Annotated in this window: 14 protein-coding genes; 3 read left to right on the top strand and 11 right to left on the bottom strand. The window is 34.6% G+C overall.

Going from position 1 to position 18,694, the window contains the following annotated elements:
* Positions 1–323: 323 nt before the first annotated feature.
* From GJE18_RS05085 to GJE18_RS05075, 3 genes are all read right to left on the bottom strand, one after another.
* Positions 324–1,583 carry an aminoacyltransferase gene (locus GJE18_RS05085; protein ID WP_060551012.1) on the bottom strand — a complete coding sequence of 420 codons (1,260 nt, stop codon included), beginning with the start codon at positions 1,581–1,583 and terminating at the stop codon, positions 324–326.
* A 24-nt stretch (positions 1,584–1,607) separates the two neighbouring features.
* Positions 1,608–2,867 carry an aminoacyltransferase gene (locus GJE18_RS05080; protein WP_107368666.1) on the bottom strand — a complete coding sequence of 420 codons (1,260 nt, stop codon included), beginning with the start codon at positions 2,865–2,867 and terminating at the stop codon, positions 1,608–1,610.
* Between the two features lie 357 nt (positions 2,868–3,224).
* A complete protein-coding gene (locus GJE18_RS05075; protein WP_060551010.1) occupies positions 3,225–4,262 on the bottom strand; it encodes a M42 family metallopeptidase in 1,038 nt (345 codons plus the stop codon).
* A gap of 139 nt (positions 4,263–4,401) precedes the next feature.
* On the opposite strand from GJE18_RS05075, the gene GJE18_RS05070 reads away from it, so the two are divergent.
* Positions 4,402–5,496 (top strand): prephenate dehydrogenase, encoded by a 1,095-nt coding sequence (locus GJE18_RS05070; protein WP_107368667.1) that lies wholly within the window; start codon positions 4,402–4,404, stop codon positions 5,494–5,496.
* A gap of 130 nt (positions 5,497–5,626) precedes the next feature.
* Here GJE18_RS05070 and GJE18_RS05065 read toward each other — a convergent pair whose 3' ends face one another.
* Together GJE18_RS05065 and GJE18_RS05060 are read right to left on the bottom strand one after the other, a co-directional pair.
* Complete coding sequence (locus GJE18_RS05065; protein WP_085622339.1) at positions 5,627–6,889, bottom strand: Y-family DNA polymerase; 1,263 nt, start codon at positions 6,887–6,889, stop codon at positions 5,627–5,629.
* A gap of 153 nt (positions 6,890–7,042) precedes the next feature.
* The gene (locus GJE18_RS05060) at positions 7,043–7,453 is read right to left on the bottom strand and encodes a sporulation protein (protein ID WP_060551005.1); all 411 of its coding nucleotides are present in this window, start codon (positions 7,451–7,453) and stop codon (positions 7,043–7,045) included.
* 148 nt (positions 7,454–7,601) lie between these two features.
* Between GJE18_RS05060 and GJE18_RS05055 the strand changes: the two genes are divergently transcribed.
* Positions 7,602–7,787 (top strand): 2-hydroxymuconate tautomerase, encoded by a 186-nt coding sequence (locus GJE18_RS05055; RefSeq protein ID WP_037564442.1) that lies wholly within the window; start codon positions 7,602–7,604, stop codon positions 7,785–7,787.
* A 159-nt stretch (positions 7,788–7,946) separates the two neighbouring features.
* On the opposite strand, the gene GJE18_RS05050 is transcribed toward GJE18_RS05055, so the two are convergent.
* Complete coding sequence (locus GJE18_RS05050) at positions 7,947–8,918, bottom strand: LCP family protein (RefSeq protein ID WP_037564445.1); 972 nt, start codon at positions 8,916–8,918, stop codon at positions 7,947–7,949.
* Positions 8,919–9,061: 143 nt separating this feature from the next.
* On the opposite strand from GJE18_RS05050, the gene msrA reads away from it, so the two are divergent.
* Positions 9,062–9,574, top strand: a complete 513-nt coding sequence (gene msrA, locus GJE18_RS05045) for a peptide-methionine (S)-S-oxide reductase MsrA (RefSeq protein ID WP_085622337.1) — start codon at positions 9,062–9,064, stop codon at positions 9,572–9,574.
* Positions 9,575–9,615: 41 nt separating this feature from the next.
* Here msrA and mprF read toward each other — a convergent pair whose 3' ends face one another.
* The 5 genes from mprF to alsT form a co-directional block, all read right to left on the bottom strand.
* Positions 9,616–12,135, bottom strand: a complete 2,520-nt coding sequence (gene mprF, locus GJE18_RS05040) for a bifunctional lysylphosphatidylglycerol flippase/synthetase MprF (protein WP_107376422.1) — start codon at positions 12,133–12,135, stop codon at positions 9,616–9,618.
* Between the two features lie 149 nt (positions 12,136–12,284).
* Positions 12,285–13,511 (bottom strand): AI-2E family transporter, encoded by a 1,227-nt coding sequence (locus tag GJE18_RS05035; protein WP_085622335.1) that lies wholly within the window; start codon positions 13,509–13,511, stop codon positions 12,285–12,287.
* 487 nt (positions 13,512–13,998) lie between these two features.
* The gene (gene ptsG / locus GJE18_RS05030) at positions 13,999–16,029 is read right to left on the bottom strand and encodes a glucose-specific PTS transporter subunit IIBC (RefSeq protein WP_060550997.1); all 2,031 of its coding nucleotides are present in this window, start codon (positions 16,027–16,029) and stop codon (positions 13,999–14,001) included.
* A 108-nt stretch (positions 16,030–16,137) separates the two neighbouring features.
* On the bottom strand, positions 16,138–16,989 hold the full coding sequence (gene glcT, locus GJE18_RS05025; RefSeq protein ID WP_037564454.1) for a glucose PTS transporter transcription antiterminator GlcT: 852 nt from the start codon (positions 16,987–16,989) through the stop codon (positions 16,138–16,140).
* 175 nt (positions 16,990–17,164) lie between these two features.
* Positions 17,165–18,634, bottom strand: coding sequence for a glutamine transporter AlsT (gene alsT, locus GJE18_RS05020; protein ID WP_107368962.1), 1,470 nt, complete (start codon positions 18,632–18,634; stop codon positions 17,165–17,167).
* Between the last annotated feature and the right edge of the window lie 60 nt (positions 18,635–18,694).

Below are 18,694 nucleotides of genomic sequence, written 5' to 3'. Positions count from 1 at the left end.
GAAAGAAGGTGGCCATGCTTTACTATAGTTAACTTCCTATAATATATATTATGTAAACTAAAAACTGTTCAAAAATCATTATATCATATCTACGTTCATTTACATGTTTTTTCGTATTTTATCCATCTACATCATTGATTATGTCAAACTTCTTACTTAAACTGTGATAATTTCATATACTTACAAAGGAATTCAAATATGCTTAAAAGCCTTTTTGGTTTACATAACATAAATATGTTAAATTATGTCCTTTTACTTCACTGGCATCTAAAAACTATAAACGAAAACACTCGCAACTTGTATCATTGCGAGTGTTTTAACTTTTATTTTTTAATTTTAGCACGCACTTTATTTAACGTATTAAACAAGAAATACTTCGGTTTATTAATAGGTTTGTAAAAGTCTCCAATTAATTCTTCGATTTGAACATTAAACCCACGTTTAAATCGATACACACCGTAATCTTCACTGTTTTCAGTAAAATCACCAGATAAACCGTAGAAATTGTAGCGCTCATAACCATGCTCGAAACAATAATTAATCATGTACCAGTGCATAGCATATGGGCCCATAAAATGATTGTATTTTTCACTTGAGCCACCTGAGAAATAGTTAATTTCATAACCGTTTGCAAAATATACACCAGACGCTAAATTTAAAATTTGACCATCTGTTTTACGTAATTCGCTCACTTTTAACATTTCATTTTTGTCATGATCAATTTGTTTATCTAATTCTGCAATTTTCTTCAATTGTTTATCAGATTTATTTTCATTCGCCATCATTTGATCACGACGCGTTTCTTTATCATTTAAGCTGTCTTGTAACGACGTAATATACTCATCTAAATCGATATAAGCGAGCGGTATCAATGCTTTGCTACCATAATTCGAAATAAAGTTTTTGAAATAATCATCTGTTTTTGAAACGAATCCTGCACGTGCTTCAGTTTCACGATATAGTTCTAGGAATTGATCCACTTCATTTTCATTTAAAAACTTGACCCGTATGCCGTAATTGATTGCTTTATTTACATTACGTTTCCGTTGGCTATCAAATTGCTTTTTAATTGTTTGAGGTGATTGGCCTTTTAAATTCAAAACACCCATCCAACGAACTTGACTTGATGTATCATATGCTGTCGTAAATCCATGATGTTCATAACCATGTGATTTAAATAGTTGAACTAGCTTTTCATTAGCATCCTTGTCTGTTATAGGTTTGATATCTTTGTCATACACTTGATAGAGCCAGTATGGGTCCATTTTGACGTATAAACATTTGTTTTTTTGTAAATAAACATCGAGTTCTTTTAAGTAAAAGTCAACTAAACCTAAATCAGAATAGTCCATAACTGGACCGCGATTAGAATAATAAACATAACTTCCCATTGTAGGAATTTTTGAGAATAAACTTGCTGCTAGAATTTGATTATTTTCACCTTTAATTCCAAGTAAAACGACTTGAAACCCGTCTGCTTCACGTGTTCCAATATTTTCTTTAACTTGGAAATAATGGCTTTCTAAAGCAGGATTTTGTACAAATTGGTCATATTCTTCAACTGTGAGTTCTGTAAATTTCATACCAATGAATCCCCTTCTTTTACATTACTTTCTATCTTTTAATTTCTTAAGTTGTGTATACAATTGATACGCCGGTTTGTGGATTGGTTTCACAAAATCACCAACATATTCAAGCACATCTGCGTTAAAACCTTTTTTAAATTTCACTACACCTGCATCTTCGGCATCTTCTGAGAAATCGCCACTCACACCATAGAAGTTGTAGCGTGGTATACCTTGATCAATCGCGTAATTAATCATCGTCCATTGAATAGCATAACTTCCTGCGAAATGACGGAATTGATTCGCAGTACCTCCTGCATAATAAACCACTTCAAATGGATTAATAATATAATATGCTGCTGATATTGGTAATTCATTGCCATGCTCAGCTTGAAGGCGTTGAGCTTCTTCAATTTTAGCGTTTTGCGCTTCGAGTTGCTGTTCAAGGTTTTGTTTTTTATTGAGCGCTTTTTTATTGTCTGGTCGCTTTTCAATGTCTTTTTCAGCTTTTGTTATTTCTTTATTAAGTGCACGTTCTTCATTTTTCAATTCTTCAATATATTCATTGAAATCAATATAAGCTAATGGTACAAGTACACGTTCTTTATAATGTTTGTAACGATTATAGTAGAAATCATCATCACGATCTAAGAAATCTTTTGCTTCAGATGTATCTTCCATAAAGCCTCTAAAAATATGAAGTTCATCTTCTTTTAAAAAGCGCACTTTCACGCCGTTTTTTTGTACTTTTTTAGTGTTACGTTTTCTTAAGCTATCCATATCTTTTAAGACATCGTTAGCCGTTTTATCTTTTAAGTCTAATACCGAATGGAAACGTATTTGTTTAATTGGGTCAAACCCAACTGTAAAGCCATCATGGTCGTAACCCAATTCTGCCATTTTGTCAAAAATCCAATCGTTATTAAATCGTTCAATGACTTCTCCATCGTGATTACGTTTCAACATTGGTAGATAAGGGTCGACACGTAAATACAACGCATTATATTTTTTTACATATTTTGAGAGTTCATTAAAGAAAAAATGAACCAGTTCTTTATTATCGTAATCAATGATAGGACCACGATTACTATAAAAATATTTAAAAAACTTCATGACAGGCGTAGCAGTTAATAAACATGCTGCAAGGATATTATTTTGGTTGTCCTTTATTCCCACAAGATGCGTCTCAACACCTTCTGCCACTTTCAATTCATAATTTCCTACCATTTGTGTGAAATGGCTGTACGGCATTGAATCAGCAAACGCACCGAATTCAGCCGTTGTTAAATTTGTAAATTTCATTTTATAACTCCTATTTCTCTAAAACATTTTGTAAGTATTAATGGAGGGGGTCATTTATGTTTATACTATGGATGTTTCCATTTATCCAATATGATGAAAGATGTTTTGACCAAGATGCAACGCGTTTTTCATTTAAACCCAATTCATAGCTCGAATACATGATGATATTTCATCACTACTTTTAGTAATAATCGATACTTTTGTCTCACTTTATTTTAACGTATTCAACCACATTACGCCAATATTGGAATAGTCAGAGACAAACTTTTTTTAATACATTATTGTCAAAATGTGTCGTGCTTCAAAGTGCATTTCTATCGTTCATCTACAGCCATCTGGATGAAAACACTTTCACCATCAAACCATTGTGTCGGACTCACAATACGCTTTAAGTAATTGATATGTGGCTGTTATAGACGTTTGATGTGTACGTTCCATTGCATGTGATGATTCAATACCTGCTCCAAACAAACCATGTTTCACATCTGCCCCTGCATGTAACGCCCCCGTCGCGTCAGATGCATAATATGGATAGATATCAACTTTGTAATGAATATTTTCTTTTTGACATAATTTCACCAGTTGTTGGCGTAGTTGCTTATGATAAGGACCCGAGGCGTCTTTTGCGCATATGGAGACTGAATATTCATCAGTATTTTGCCCATCTCCTATGGCCCCCATATCTAATGCAATAAATTCCTCAATTGCTGTATCAATATTCGAGTTTGCGCCATACCCTATCTCTTCGTTATTTGAAAAATAAAAAATGGTTGTATACGGTAATACTATATTATCGATATGCAATGATTTTAAATAAGCTAGCATTAATGCAACACTGACTTTATCATCTAAGTGTCGTGATTTTATAAAGCCTGTCGATGTAACTTCAGTACGTGGGTCAAAGCTGATAAAATCACCTACATTGATTCCAAGATCTAATGTTTCTTGTTTTGACATTGTTTTAGCGTCAATGCGTACTTCCATATGTTCTTGCGTACGTTCAATTTTCTGATTGTTTAAATATACGTGCGGAGATGTTTCATGTAAGAGAATGGTACCCGTATACGTCGTATCATCAGAAGTCCGGATGGTACAATATTCTCCTTCAATAGCGTTGTATTTAAAGCCACCAATTAAATCTATTCGTACGCGACCGTCCTCTAATATTTCTTTTACCATTGCACCTAACGTATCAACATGAGCAGTAATACAACGTTTTTGTGCCTTGTTTTGACCCTCTACTTCTACGTATAAGCCACCTTTTCGTGTCATTTCGGGTGAATAGCCCATCTGAGTAAGCTGTGTTTTCACATACTGAATTGCAAGTGCTGTATCACCTGATGGGCTATGTATCGCAGTTAAATCTTTTAGATAATTTAATGCTTGATTATACATGTTTCTCTCCCCTTCACTCATCTTTCCCTCATTATACCTATCTTCTCTTATTTCTTCACAAGATTACCGTGTATTCTATTGCAATTAAACGCTTTAAAATGTTAAAATATCTGAATATTATTACAATAGGCGGTGCACTATGACTAACATTTTTTTCGTAGGTTTAGGCTTAATTGGAGGGAGTTTAGCCAGTAATTTTAAATATTTTTATGAAGATATTCACATCACAGCTTATGATGCCAATCATCATCAGTTACAACGTGCGATGTCAATGGGCATTGTAGATACAATTACTACAAATTATGCACATGGATTAGCACAAGCGGATATTGTTATTTTTGCTACACCTGTTCAAACGACGACGGCTTACCTTAAAGAAATGTCTCAATACGAAACGCGCCCAGGTCTTATAGTTACCGATACTGGTAGTACAAAATCTACAATTCAAGCGTTTGAGCGTTCATTATTAAAACATGATATACATCTTATTGGTGGACACCCTATGGCAGGGAGTCATAAAAGTGGTGTATTAAACGCCAAAAAACATTTATTTGAAAATGCCTATTACGTTCTTGTTCATGACTTGCCAGAAAATAATCACGCCTCTGAGAAAATTCAATCTCTACTTCAATATACGCGCGCTAAGGTCATCTCTATGACTGCAGATGAACATGATAAGATTACAGGTATTGTGAGTCATGTTCCCCACTTTGTTGCATCAAGTTTAGTTCATTTAAATGCGCTTTATGCACGTGATTCTGAGTGGGTTAAAGATCTAGCAGCTGGTGGATTTCGTGATATTACGCGTATCGCTAGTAGTAATCCTGAAATGTGGCGTGACATTTCTTTAGAAAATACCCAACATATTTTAACTGTTATGAAACAATTACGTTCACAATTCGATGGTGTCATTACGTTACTTGAATCTCAAGATGCAAATGGATTGTATGCATTTTTTAATCATGCCAAAATGTACCGCGATGAATTGCCATTGCGTAACAAAGGGGCGATGAATAGTACATTTGATTTATATGTCGACATCCCGGATAAACCCGGTACGATTTCTCAAGTACTTGATATTTTAAGCACGCGTCGTATTTCAATTAGTAACTTACGTATTTTAGAAGTGCGTGAAGATATTTATGGTGCCTTACGCATCAGCTTTAAATCAGCCTCTGATCGCGATGCAGGAAGACAAGCCCTTTCCCATCAATTTGACACGTATATAAATTAAAAAACCGAGCAACACCCCCTAGTTGCCCGGTTTTCTTTTTTAAATTTACCTTATAAGGTTTACATAATATAAATATGGTTACTACATAATTGCAATCCTTTGACATCATTTTGCTGTGCACCATTTCAAACTACATTTTATGACCCGCCATTAGACCAAGTCGATTATGTTTTGTTCCTGCATCTGTAAATGACACTGCCTTGGATACACTTCCTCGTCCGTATTTTTGATGTAAATAATCAATGGTTTTGGCTAACTTTTCATCTCTACGTCGCTGATATTCATCTATAAATAAATTGAGCTGTCGATCTGTATCTGATACAAATTGTGTCAAGGACACACTCAGTGTGCGATATAATTCTGTTTTGTCACACTTCTCATCTGCTAATCGAAATACCGTTTGAATGATATCACGATCTAAATTGGTCGCATCTTGTAATGTGTATTGCTTAGATATGCCACCCCCTTCACTATAGCCATATGAGAAATGAATCGTCTTCGCAAATTGATTACGCGATCTTAAACGACTGGCCACATCTTCAATCAACTCTTGCATCACGACTTTTGTTTCTTCATAAGTGTAATCTCGCATTAAAATCTGACTTTTACATATAGACGGATTAATCACTTGATACGTATCACTAATATGACTTTGATCAATACCATTTGCATGGAGATGTAAGTCTACGCCTATAATGCCAAAATCACGCTTTAAATATTGATATGGGTATTGTGCAAGTTGCCCAATATTAAAAATCCCACGTTGATTTAACTTTTTTTCTGTTTGTTTACTAATCCCCCAAAAGTCACGTAAAGGCTCAATTTTCCACAGTTTGCTCGGAACATCTTCATAGCGCCATTCAGCAATGTAGTTCTCATTATTTTTTGCTTCATTATCCAATGCCACTTTACTCATCAACATATTCGGGCCAATACCAATCGCACATTGAATTTGTGTTTCATCTAAAATTTCCTTAATTAAGCGTTCGCAAAATGATTTAAGCGTTGTACTAAAACGATAATAACTTTTAGTAACATCCATAAAAAATTCATCAATACTATATTGGTGTAAATCTTCAGCTGGGACATACCGCAATGCAATTTGAGAAATTTTTAATGATACTTCTAAATATTTTCGCATGCTCGGATTAATAATATAGATATCGTTTCTGTGCGGAATTTCAAATAAACGTGACCCTGTTTTTATCCCTAATGCTTTTAATTTTGGGGTTGCTGCTAATACAACTGACCCCTGACGTTTTGTATCCGCAACAACAGCTAATTTGGTGTCTAAAGGATTTAAACCTTTTTCAATACATGAGACACTCGCAAAAAAACTCTTTTGATCAATACATAAAATATCTCGGTTTTCTAACAAATTATAATCATACATCCAACCACCCCATTTTTTTCATACTGAAGGATAGTTTTATTATATACGAACATATGTTCTGTTTTCAAGATGAAACATGTTGCTTCTTTGTTAAAAAACATAAAAAAGAGACCAAAGCGTGATACGTATGCGCTTTAGTCTCAACAAAAAATATTAATGCGTTACATATGGAATGATTTCTTCAACTTCTTCGTCTATACCTAAATCAATATAAACATGAGCCTTTAAATAAACTTTACTGTCTTTAGATTGAAAATTGAGGTTTTCTGGTTTGAAATTGAAAGTCGCTTTATAAGGATGACCTTTTTCAACAGTAAAACTGTCTTCAAGTGTAAAAGCAGCTAATTCATTTTCTAGCTGTGAAAATTCACTTGTTTCATCATTGTTTTCATATTTTTCAATGAGTTTAACTTCGGTATGTGTCACAGTTTGAGCACTGTCTCCCGCTTTAAAATGAATACATCCACTGATAGCATCAGACACACGATATTCATTCTGATCTAATCGAATATACACATGCATGCCGTTAATTCCTAATGATGTTAAAATGTTTTCAAAACCCATATTGTACCTCCGAGATTTAAACGTTTTCTCTATCATATCTATAAAGGAATTCATTTGGCAAATCAAACCCTAAAATTTAAAAAAATCTTAAGAAGAGCCAGTCTTTTCCAAAGAAAATGCTATAATAAAAGAAAAGGAGGCGACTTACATGCCAATCGTAACAGTACAACTATTAGAAGGTCGTTCAGACGAACAATTAAAAGCCCTCGTTTCAGAAGTAACAGATGCAGTAGAAAAAACAACAAAAGCCAACCGAGATGCCATTTCTGTGGTCATCGAAGAAATGAAACCACAACATTATGGCGTTGGTGGTAAACGTAAAATCGATCAGTAGAAGCTAAATCTGTATCGTATATCTATTTTAAATCCCTTCACCGTTCATTTCAGGATGAATGCTGAAGGGATTTTAATGTTCATCGACGTGGTGTCCCACTTTAAAAGTGTGTTAGGTTCACATAAAAAAACAGGCAGGCACAATGCCCACCTGTCAACATTAGTCATTTAAAAATTCTTGAATTTGTTTTTTGTTCGCTTCTTTATCAATACCTAGTGCACTACCGCCATCATTCGTAGTCACATCTTCATAAGTCCCTTTTACTGGTACGCTCAATGTTTTAATATTTTTATCACCACGAACGATAAAGCCAATACCTGTTTGGTAAATCGCAGAGTCAGGCATATCTGTTGCGACATAGCCACGCATAATTCCTGCAAGTTTCGGTAATTTAAATACCGTCGACGGTTGAACAAGTTCTTGTTTTAAAGCACTCATCACTTGTTGTTGACGTCGAACACGACCGAAATCGCCTTCTTCATCATGTCGAAAACGGGCATAACCTAACAATTCTTTACCATTTAGACGGTGTTGTCCTTTCTTCAATGACACACCAATTTTAGCTGACATATCTTTTTCAACATTAATTGGAACACCTTCAGGACTCAATTCATCAATCATGGCTTCAAATCCTTTAAAGTCGAGCGTTGCATAGTATTCTGGTTCAATACCTAAATTCTCTTTAAGTGTTTTACGCAACAATTCTGGTCCACCTAATGAATAAGCGGTGTTAATTTTATAACGATTATATCCAGGTATATCTGCGTAAATATCACGCATTACAGATACAATTTTCATATCTTTATGAAGAAAATCATACTGAGCAATCATAATGGAATCCGTTCGTGAAACACCACCATCTTCACGGTCAGAACCTAAAATAAGTACCGTTGCTTTCGCATCATTTTTAGATGTACCGTTAAATTTATGTAACTTAGGTGCTTGTTTATGATCTTTGGCAACTTCAAGACCAGAACGATAACTCGAAATCGTAAAAACAGTCGTTGCAATTAAGATAATAATAATAGCCAAAATAATAAATGGGAGTTTTCGTATACGACGTTTTTTGCGTCGTTTCATGCCCCCTTTTGGCGGTTTGGGATTTCTATGTTCATATTTAATTTCGCTCATCTTATCAACCTTATACCTTCAAAATTGGGATTGTCTGTACTATAATTAATACATATTAACGTTATATAAAATTATTTTAAAAATCAAGTGAAAACTTTAAAAATCGGACTAAGGTCTAAAATAAAAGGGGAAAGGGTGTCCACATGAATATCAATGTTGCTTACTTTGCTGGAGGTTGTTTTTGGTGTATGGTTCAACCTTTTGACACTAATGAAGGCATTGAAAACGTGACTTCAGGATACATGGGTGGACATTTAGCACACCCAACATATGAAGACGTGAAGACAGGGGAAACTGGACATTACGAAACAGTACGAATTGAATATGATGTCGCCCTCTTTTCATACCAAAAATTATTAGAGATTTTCTTTTCTGTTATTGACCCTACAGATGCTGGAGGACAATATCAAGATAGAGGACCTCAATATCAGACGGCTATATTTTATACCAATCAAGATCAAAAAGAGGTAGCAGAAGCTTACATCGCCTCTTTAAAAAATACCTTCGATCATGATAAAGCGATCGCCACAAAAATTTTACCCGCTTCCACATTTTACGAAGCAGAAGCCTATCATCAAGATTTTTATAAAAAGCATCCTGAGCGCTATCAACAAGAAAAAGAAGATCGTGCAAAGTATCAATCCAGACATCAATAAAACCAAAAAGGATGTAGCGACGTCGCTACATCCTTTTTAATTTATGCATTTTTACGAATGACACGGGTTACTTTAATTAAGCTTTCCCAAACATTTTGACGTCGATGATACACTAAAAAGCGTGATTCCCAATTCGGATTAAATTTACTTTTATATTTACGCAATCCTTGGAAACTATACAAACCATTAAAATGTTCATATAAACGTCCAGCAAACTTCTCACGCATGTGACCGTATGGCATTTGACCGACATTAGATAACGTAGCCATCCCCATATTAAAGTAAGCATATCCGTTGTCTTTAGACCACTGTAGCATGTGTAAATACAATGCATCCATAAATGGGACATCAATCGATCTATTCCATCTGATTAAGTCTACAGAGACAATCTCATTATCTTTAACAGGCATTAGTGTACAAAATGCATCAATACGTCCTTCTTCATTTCTCAATACAGCGATAGGTGCCGCATCAAGATACTCACGTGAAAAATTCCCAACTGAGAAATAAAATTCTTTATCTTGACCAAGCCAACCGTCACTTACTTCTTTAAGTTGCTTAAATGTTGCTTCATCTATAGGTGAGGATAACATTTCAAAAGTATAGCCCATTGTCTCAACTTTATTTAACGTTGCACGGAAGCCACGACGTTTTTTACCTGAAGTAGTAAACGCTTGAGCGTCAATTAATGCTTCTTCACCTAATTTAAAGAATTGATTACCAAAGTCATGATATAACGATAAATGCTTTTCAGAGACTTGATAGAAAATGACTTCAGCACCTAAATAGGTCGCATGATCATAAAATTTTTCAAGAAGCGCCGCAAAGCTTTCTTCATTCCCTACAGGATCTCCTAAAACAATAAATGAATTACGGTAAAAACGATACATAATGAACGCATCGTGTTGTTCATTAACAAACATATTTTTATCACCACTGAACAGTAAGTGACTTAAATTATGTCCTCCATATTGATCTATTATCTTTTGACCAATTTCTAAATCTACATTTTCAAGTGGCATACGGTAATGACGTTCAAAAATGTAGATGATAATCGCAACAATTAATGACATTCCAATAATTGAGAGCCAAAAAGTGGAACGTAAAACAAAATAATCTACATTTGGCATTTTTACATCGACAATTGCTAACGTTTGTCTTACTAGCACTTGGTTTAGGTAAAAGAATATCGCACTCACTAAAACAATATAAATAACTGATTTAAAACGAATCGCACGTTTTAAAACATTCGACTTACGATACGCAAATATTAAAGGTGCTAAAATTAAAGTAACAACTAGTATTTCAATCGAGATACCGTATACATAGAAATTAGTAATAATCAAAATACACATTGCGACAATGATAAAGAGCGTCGCACGCTGACTCCGTTCTATAATTCCACGTAAATTTAAAATTAAAATTAAGCAGGCACTCACATTAAATATATACAAAATGAGAAACACGATATGATGTTTAGATGTGGCGGCATCAACAATAATTAAAGCGTTGATTAATAAAAACATTAAACTCGTGATACCTACTAAAACACTTAAAATTAAAGATGGAAAAACACTTACGAAATCTTTTTGAAACGAAAAGATAAATCCTGTGACATCTCTCGCCGGCACAAAGAATTTCGAATCGGATATAAAATTTTTCGCATGTGGGCCGAATTCGAATACTGTCATTACAAGTGCAATGAATAATGGGAAGAAGTAATATGCAAAACGATACACAAGTAACGCTAAGACAATTTTTTCTTCAGGAATTCCGATATATTTTAAACCTAATAAAATAATCAAATCAAATGCACCAAATCCCCCAGGGATAAATGATGCTAAACCAGATATTGCGGCTACAATAAATACACTTAATACAACTGGAAACGGTGGATTCGCTCCGACAATATGTAAAGATAAGTAAAGTACAAGACTCGCACAAATCCATTCAACACTTGAAATCACTGTAAAAAGTGACCCTAACCAACGTACTTTTTGATCAATCGGAGAAATTAATGACACAATGATAAATACTGGTAACAAAAATGCAACGACGTAAAGTAATATTTTAACCCATATTGATGTATTATCTAAAAAACTGACATCTAGAATATGTGTAACGATGAGTAACGATAAAAAACTCAATCCTGTGAGCATCGACGTTAAAATATATGAAATAAATTTCACAAGTTTCTTACGTTCATTCGAATAATTACTATAAAACCATAATCTGACACCTGCGCCGATAAAGCCACCAAAACCAATAATATTATTAAAGGCATTGATAATATAACCTACGCGGAGTGCTTTGAACTTAGAAACCGGTAATTTAAAGCGTGCCGCTAGCACCCAGTCAAATAATGACAACAGTCCGAGTGCAAATGCACCTAGTAAAAATAACCCAATTAATTCAAAACGATTAATGTGATTAAATAGTATAAATGTTTTTTTGAAATCAATATGTGACAGTTCTTTTGACAACACAGACGTCACAATGACAATTAATACCAAAACAAATACAATTTTTAAATATTTCACTAAATTTTTATTTAAAGACATATGGCACTACCTTTCTGACTGAATTCATGCATAAAAGTGCGAGGATTGCTCACCTCACCCTTGATACATATAAAAACTGACTGAAACTGTGATAATACATGATGAAATCACAATTACGCAAGCCCCTTGATTTTAAAAATCGCTTAAATTTATTTAGAGGAAGATGACTCACTTTGCGCTCTTGCGTATTCCTCATCAGGCATTTCATATAAACCTGCATCTTCAGCGTAATATTTATTATAACGACGCTTAAATAGTAGGAAGATATGCGATACTAATACTTTTAAAATCGCATATGCTGGAATACCTAAAATAACGCCGACAATGCCTAGTAAGTTACCTGCACTTAATAAGACAAATATAATCGTTAATGGATGAATTTTTAAAGTTTTACCCATTACGTTTGGTGAAATGAAATGCCCTTCAATAAACTGCACAGCAGTCCACACAATGATTAATTTAATAAGCATGAAAGGTGATGTAATAATTGAAATGATAATTGCCGGTGAAATGGCAATTGTAGGTCCTAAATAAGGCACTACACTCGTTACTGCAGCAATACTCGCAAGGATTAATGCATAATCTAAACCAATGATAGAGTAGCCGATAAACAAGAGTACACCGATACAAAAAGATACAATAATTTGACCTTGAATATAAGACCCTACTTGATGACTCATCTTATCTAGTAAATCATGTACATCTTTACGGAATTTAGGCGGTGTTACATGATTAATAAACCCTTTAAATTTATGTCCATCTTTCAACATGAAAAACAACACAAATGGCACCGTAATAAGCACGACTGTCGCATTTACAAGCGTTTCTGCAAACGTACGTAGTCTCGGCGCAATACTATCAGACATCTTAGGTAAACGCTCTTGCAATGTCGTTAACGTACTTTCAATTTGTGTAGAATATTTTTCTAAAAATGGAAAATGCATGACACGATTCACAAAATCTGTGACTTTATGAATATAAGCAGGCGCATTCGAGATAAGACGTTCCAATTGAATAGAGACAAGTGGAATCAATAAATTCACAATAATTGTGATAATACCAGCGATGGCAACAAATAAAATCGTAATCGCCCAAATACGTTTAATATTATAGCGCTCCATCAAATTGATAATAGGATTAAATAAATAGAATAGAATTAATCCGATAATGATAGGCGCAGCGATGGTATTAAATACGATAATAAATGGTTGGAAGACATACGATACTTTATCAAATATAAAAATGACAATTCCTAATAGGATAAATATCATTAAAGCAAAAAGTAAGTCTTTACCCCCGAAAAATTTCATAAAACGACTTTCTCGAAAATCAAGGTTTTTGCGCTCTACACCTTGGTTTTCTCTTTGATTAGACATAACACTCTCACCCTACTTTACTTAAATTAATTATAGTGTATCGTTTTTTAAAAAAAATTAAAACTTATAACCATAAATAGAACTTTAAAATTACCTTAGATTTAGACATCTTATATGACTTATAACTATTATTTCATGATAATAAACCCTTATCCGACACGCCTTGCTATTTTTTAAAGTTTTTATTTAATTATTCCTTTATTTTAAAACTTCTTAACTGGCAGACGTCACTTCAGCCTATACCCTTCATCACACATAGAGATGTTGTCTTAAATATACCACTCCGGCACCGTGTACAAACCGTATCATATCACGAAACATTTCCCCTCAAAATAAGCTTTCAACGTGCATTAGACAATAAACGTTGAAAGCGATGGTCAATCTAACATTTCACTTATATTCGTTGATTTAATGATTCAACATACTTATAGATGATATGGCATAAAAAAGGGATGGCCTATGATATCATAGACCACCCCAATGGTGTTTATGCTTTAAATAATGTATCTCCAAAGTTCACAGTTTGATCTTCTGACACAGTTATTTCATTAATATTTCCTTGCGTTAAAATAATCGGCGTAATATCACTCTTCGCGTTTTCTCGAATGTAATCTAAATCAAATGTAAGTAATACATCGCCTGTTTGGATTATTTGACCCTCTTCAACTTGCATTGTAAAGCCTTCACCGTTAAGTTTAACCGTATCTAAGCCAACGTGGATTAAAAGCTCTGTACCTTCATCTGAAACTAAACCAATCGCATGTTTAGTAGGGAAGAACATTTGTACTTTACCATTAAATGGCGCGCGAACTTCACCTTTCGTTGGTGCAATTGCAATACCGTCACCCATCATTTTCTCGCTAAACACTTGATCAGGTACGTCAGAAAGTGGCACAAATTTACCCTCTAAAGGTGAGGCAATGATTGTTGCATCTGAAGTTGATTGTTTGTGTTCGTCAATAACAACAGGTTCATCGTCATGATCATCTAATGATACAGGTTTTACTGTTTTACCATCCATGATATGTTGCATTTCATGTTTGATTTGATCTGACTTCGGACCGAAAATCGCTTGCATATTATTGCCCACTTCTAGTACGCCTGATGCACCTAAATCTTTCAAACGTCCAACGTCAACTTTTGACTTGTCCGCAACTTCTACACGTAAACGCGTAATACATGCATCTAAATGTTTGATATTTTCTTTACCACCCATAGATTCAAGCACGGCATATGGTAATTCACTCGCTTCAACTGATGCTGATTCAGATTGCTTATCTTCACGTCCTGGCGTTTTGAAGTTAAATTTCTGAATTAAGAAGCGGAAAACTGTGTAGTAAATCACCGCATACACAATACCAACTGGGAATACAAGCCACCAAGCTGTTTGGTTAGGTAAAATACCAAGTAATACGTAATCGATGAATCCACCAGAGAATGTGTAACCTAAATGAACATCGAGTAAGTATAAAATTAAGAATGATAGACCATCAAGTACTGCATGGATAAAGAATAATAATGGTGCTACGAATAAGAATGAAAATTCTAATGGTTCTGTAATACCTGTTAAAAATGATGTTAATGCTGCTGATGCCATTAAACCAGCTACCACTTTTTTGTTTTCTGGTTTAGCGGTATGATAAATTGCTAACGCAGCCGCTGGTAAACCAAACATCATCACTGGGAATTCACCTTGCATGAATTTACCAGCTGTTAAATGTGCACCTTCACGAATTTGCTCTAAGAAAATACGTTGGTCACCTTTAAAAATTTCTCCTGCCGCATTAGTATATGAACCAAATTCAAACCAGAACGGCGCATGGAAAATATGGTGCAAACCAAATGGAATTAATAATCGTTTAATAAAACCAAAGAAGAACACTGCAAGTCCAGTGTTAGAATCTAATAAACCGCTACTGAACGCATTTAAACCGTCTTGAATCGTTGGCCAAATTAACGCCATTGGGAATGCAAGAATAAATGATAACGTCGCCATCATAATTGGCACAAATCGTTTACCTGCAAAGAACCCTAAATAAGTAGGTAATGAAATGTTATAAAATTTGTTATAACACCATGCTGCTAATGCACCAATGATAATCCCGCCAAACACACCTGTTTGAAGCGTTGGAATCCCTAAAACACTTGCAAAACCTTTGTTAGCTTCGCCTGCCATTTCAGGTGTCACGTGTAAAAAGGCACCCATTGTTTTATTTAAAATGACAAAACCTACAAAAGCAGCAATTGCCGCAACACCGTCACCACCGGCAAGTCCGATCGCAACCCCCATTGCAAAAATAATCGGTAGGTTATCAAAAATGACACTACCTGCACCTGTCATCATCTCTGCGACATTTTGAATGCCTTGGTTTTGGATGAATGGCACATAATGTTGTAGTGCTTCCCCTTGTAAAGCTACACCAAATGCTAAAAGTAAACCAGCAGCTGGTAGAATCGCAACAGGTAACATTAAGGCTTTACCAATACGTTGCAACTGTCCAAATAGTTTCTTTCCCACTGTAATACCTCCAATTTTTATGAATCTCACACAAAAAAGCATGAGTAAAAAGCCATGGATAGCATATCCATAGGTTTTAACTCATGCCTAATCTCACTTAGTAACACGTTACGTATTCGATTGCGTCGTCGTTGAAAGCTGTTGAATATGCATTGTTAAGTATGCAATTTCAGCTTGATACACTTCCAGACTGCTTTGTGTTTGAATCATTTTTACTATTTTAACAGCTATATTGTAGCATAAAGGATATTGCGATTTCAATAGCGTTTCAAAATCTAATTGTACTTGTGCACGTTCTCCTTTGCGCACACGCTGAAGTAAGAAATGAATATGTCTCACAAAGCGTTGGTATTGAATGGATTGTATTGGTATTTTAATTTGTAAATCATGTTCAATCATGCGTACCGCTGTATTAATCAATTTCGGTACTTGTTCTGTTTCCTCTATGTTAATTTGATTCGTTTGAGAAGCAATGTGTAACGCAATAAAACCAACTTCATCTTCAGGAAAATTGACATTTAATTGCAAGTTGATTCGAGCGACAACACGTTTAGCTATTGTATAAGCTTCAGGGTAACTATATTTCGTTTCACTGAGAAATGGATTTTGTATATATTGTTGTTGCTGATAACGTTTTAACGCAAAGACAATATGATCGGTAATAGATACAATAAATGACTCATTTTGACTTAAATCAAAATGTGACATGATGAGTTGCACAGACTCTATCACTACTTTTAGAACTTCTTCATCAGTATGCGCGATTACCATTTTATAATGATCTTGTTCTTCTTTATTTTGTAATGTAAAGACCTTTTCAATAACTTTATCTGGTTGGATGTGTTTGCCCGCTTTTTGATTAAAGCCGAGCCCTTTTCCAATAATAATCACTTCTTCATTATGATATTCACAAATGAGTACGTTATTGTTGAGGACTTTTTTTATTAAATATGACGGCATAATTTTAATCTCCTCTACCACTTCATAATGATTATATATTGAAAGATAAAATAAATAAAGCGACATTTTTTATATCATAGACACCAATGTGCGTTTGTAAAAAAAGCTTTCAAAATTCATGAATAAATGAACTTTGAAAGCTAAAGATATGTTAATGATAGATGATAATGTCGACTTAAAATTTATCGTATTGTTTCAAACGCTTTTGTGCATCGCCCCAACATTCAATACCGAATAAATTAATTTCTAATTCTTCTGGTCTGAAGATAGGTCGTTTACCTTCTTTACGTTGTCGCTGGTAATCCTTGGCGACAGCAAATGCAACATTAGATAAACCGATAATTGCCACCAAGTTAACAATGGCCATTAAGCCCATAAATAAATCTGCTGTGTTCCATACTGTTTGTGTTTTTACAACGGCACCAACAAAAACTAATACTACAACGAAACAGCGGAAAATAAATAATACAATTTTATTTTGAGATAAGAACTCTATGTTAGATTGACCGTAGTAGTAGTTCCCTACTACAGATGAAAATGCAAACAGTGTAATCGCGATTGATAAGAAGATACCGCCAGCACTTCCTAAATGTTCATTAAGTGCTGATTGCGTCACTTTAACACCTTGCGCAGCACCTTCACCAAATTCTAAACCAGAATATAATAAAATCATAATTGCTGTCGCAGTACAAACAAGTAAGGTATCAAAAAATACACCTAAAGATTGAATTAAACCTTGTTTCACAGGGTGTGTAACTGCTGCTGTTGCTGCTGCGTTAGGGGCAGAACCCATACCAGCTTCGTTGGAGAATAGACCACGTTTAACACCTTGTAAAACAGCAAAGCCTAAAGCCCCACCTGCAGCTTGATCTATACCAAATGCACTTTTAATAATCGTTAAAATCATCGGTACAATTTGATCAATATGTGTGACTAAAATAAACAATACCATTACGATATACACAATTGCCATAATCGGAACGATATATGACGACAATGTCGCAATACTTCTTACACCACCGAATATAATGACAGCCGTAAGCAGAGCTAAAACAATCCCTGTATAAACAGGATCAATGTTATATTGTGTTTGCAATGACTCTGCAATAGTATTCGATTGTACAGTATTAAAAACGAAGGCAAAGGTAATTGTAATTAAAATGGCAAATACAATACCTAACCATTTTTGATTTAATCCTTTAGTAATATAATATGCGGGACCACCTCGGAAGCCGCCTTCTTTATCTGGAACTTTGTATACTTGAGCTAAAGTCGCCTCAACAAAGGCACTCGCTGCACCAATAATTGCAATAATCCACATCCAAAATACTGAACCAGGACCACCTAATACAATTGCTGTCGCAACCCCTGCAATATTTCCCGTCCCTACACGAGAACCTGCACTTATTGCGAACGCTTGGAATGGCGAAATCCCCTTTTCACCAGAATCAAGTGTTTCTGGCTTTTCCGTTAAGGCTCTGAACATCTCAGGTATCCACCTAATTTGAACGAACTTTGAACTGATTGAGAAAAAGAGTCCAGCAGTAAGTAGTAATCCAATTAAATATTGGGACCAAATTAAGTCTGTACCTTCAGTTATTAATGTTTTGAACCAACCCGGAATTAAACTATCAAAATCTTTCACTTTAATCCCTCTTTACTTATCAAATTTTCAAATATACTCAATTTTAAAAACAACTAGGTT

Source organism: Staphylococcus agnetis (assembly GCF_011466855.1).
Lineage (GTDB): Bacteria > Bacillota > Bacilli > Staphylococcales > Staphylococcaceae > Staphylococcus > Staphylococcus agnetis.
The sequence above is the reverse complement of the archived record's forward strand: the minus strand, read 5'-3'. Positions and strand labels throughout refer to the sequence as shown.

Bases quoted from the DNA above. Each gene is read 5' to 3' on its own strand.
- GJE18_RS05070 (WP_107368667.1), top strand. From the start codon at position 4,402: ATGACTAACATTTTTTTCGTAGGTTTAGGCTTAATTGGAGGGAGTTTA.
- GJE18_RS05085 (WP_060551012.1), bottom strand. From the start codon at position 1,583: ATGAAATTTACAGAACTCACAGTTGAAGAATATGACCAATTTGTACAA.
- GJE18_RS05080 (WP_107368666.1), bottom strand. From the start codon at position 2,867: ATGAAATTTACAAATTTAACAACGGCTGAATTCGGTGCGTTTGCTGAT.
- GJE18_RS05060 (WP_060551005.1), bottom strand. From the start codon at position 7,453: ATGGGTTTTGAAAACATTTTAACATCATTAGGAATTAACGGCATGCAT.
- mprF (WP_107376422.1), bottom strand. From the start codon at position 12,135: ATGTCTTTAAATAAAAATTTAGTGAAATATTTAAAAATTGTATTTGTT.
- GJE18_RS05055 (WP_037564442.1), top strand. From the start codon at position 7,602: ATGCCAATCGTAACAGTACAACTATTAGAAGGTCGTTCAGACGAACAA.
- msrA (WP_085622337.1), top strand. From the start codon at position 9,062: ATGAATATCAATGTTGCTTACTTTGCTGGAGGTTGTTTTTGGTGTATG.
- glcT (WP_037564454.1), bottom strand. From the start codon at position 16,989: ATGCCGTCATATTTAATAAAAAAAGTCCTCAACAATAACGTACTCATT.
- GJE18_RS05035 (WP_085622335.1), bottom strand. From the start codon at position 13,511: ATGTCTAATCAAAGAGAAAACCAAGGTGTAGAGCGCAAAAACCTTGAT.
- GJE18_RS05075 (WP_060551010.1), bottom strand. From the start codon at position 4,262: ATGTATAATCAAGCATTAAATTATCTAAAAGATTTAACTGCGATACAT.
- GJE18_RS05050 (WP_037564445.1), bottom strand. From the start codon at position 8,918: ATGAGCGAAATTAAATATGAACATAGAAATCCCAAACCGCCAAAAGGG.
- GJE18_RS05065 (WP_085622339.1), bottom strand. From the start codon at position 6,889: ATGTATGATTATAATTTGTTAGAAAACCGAGATATTTTATGTATTGAT.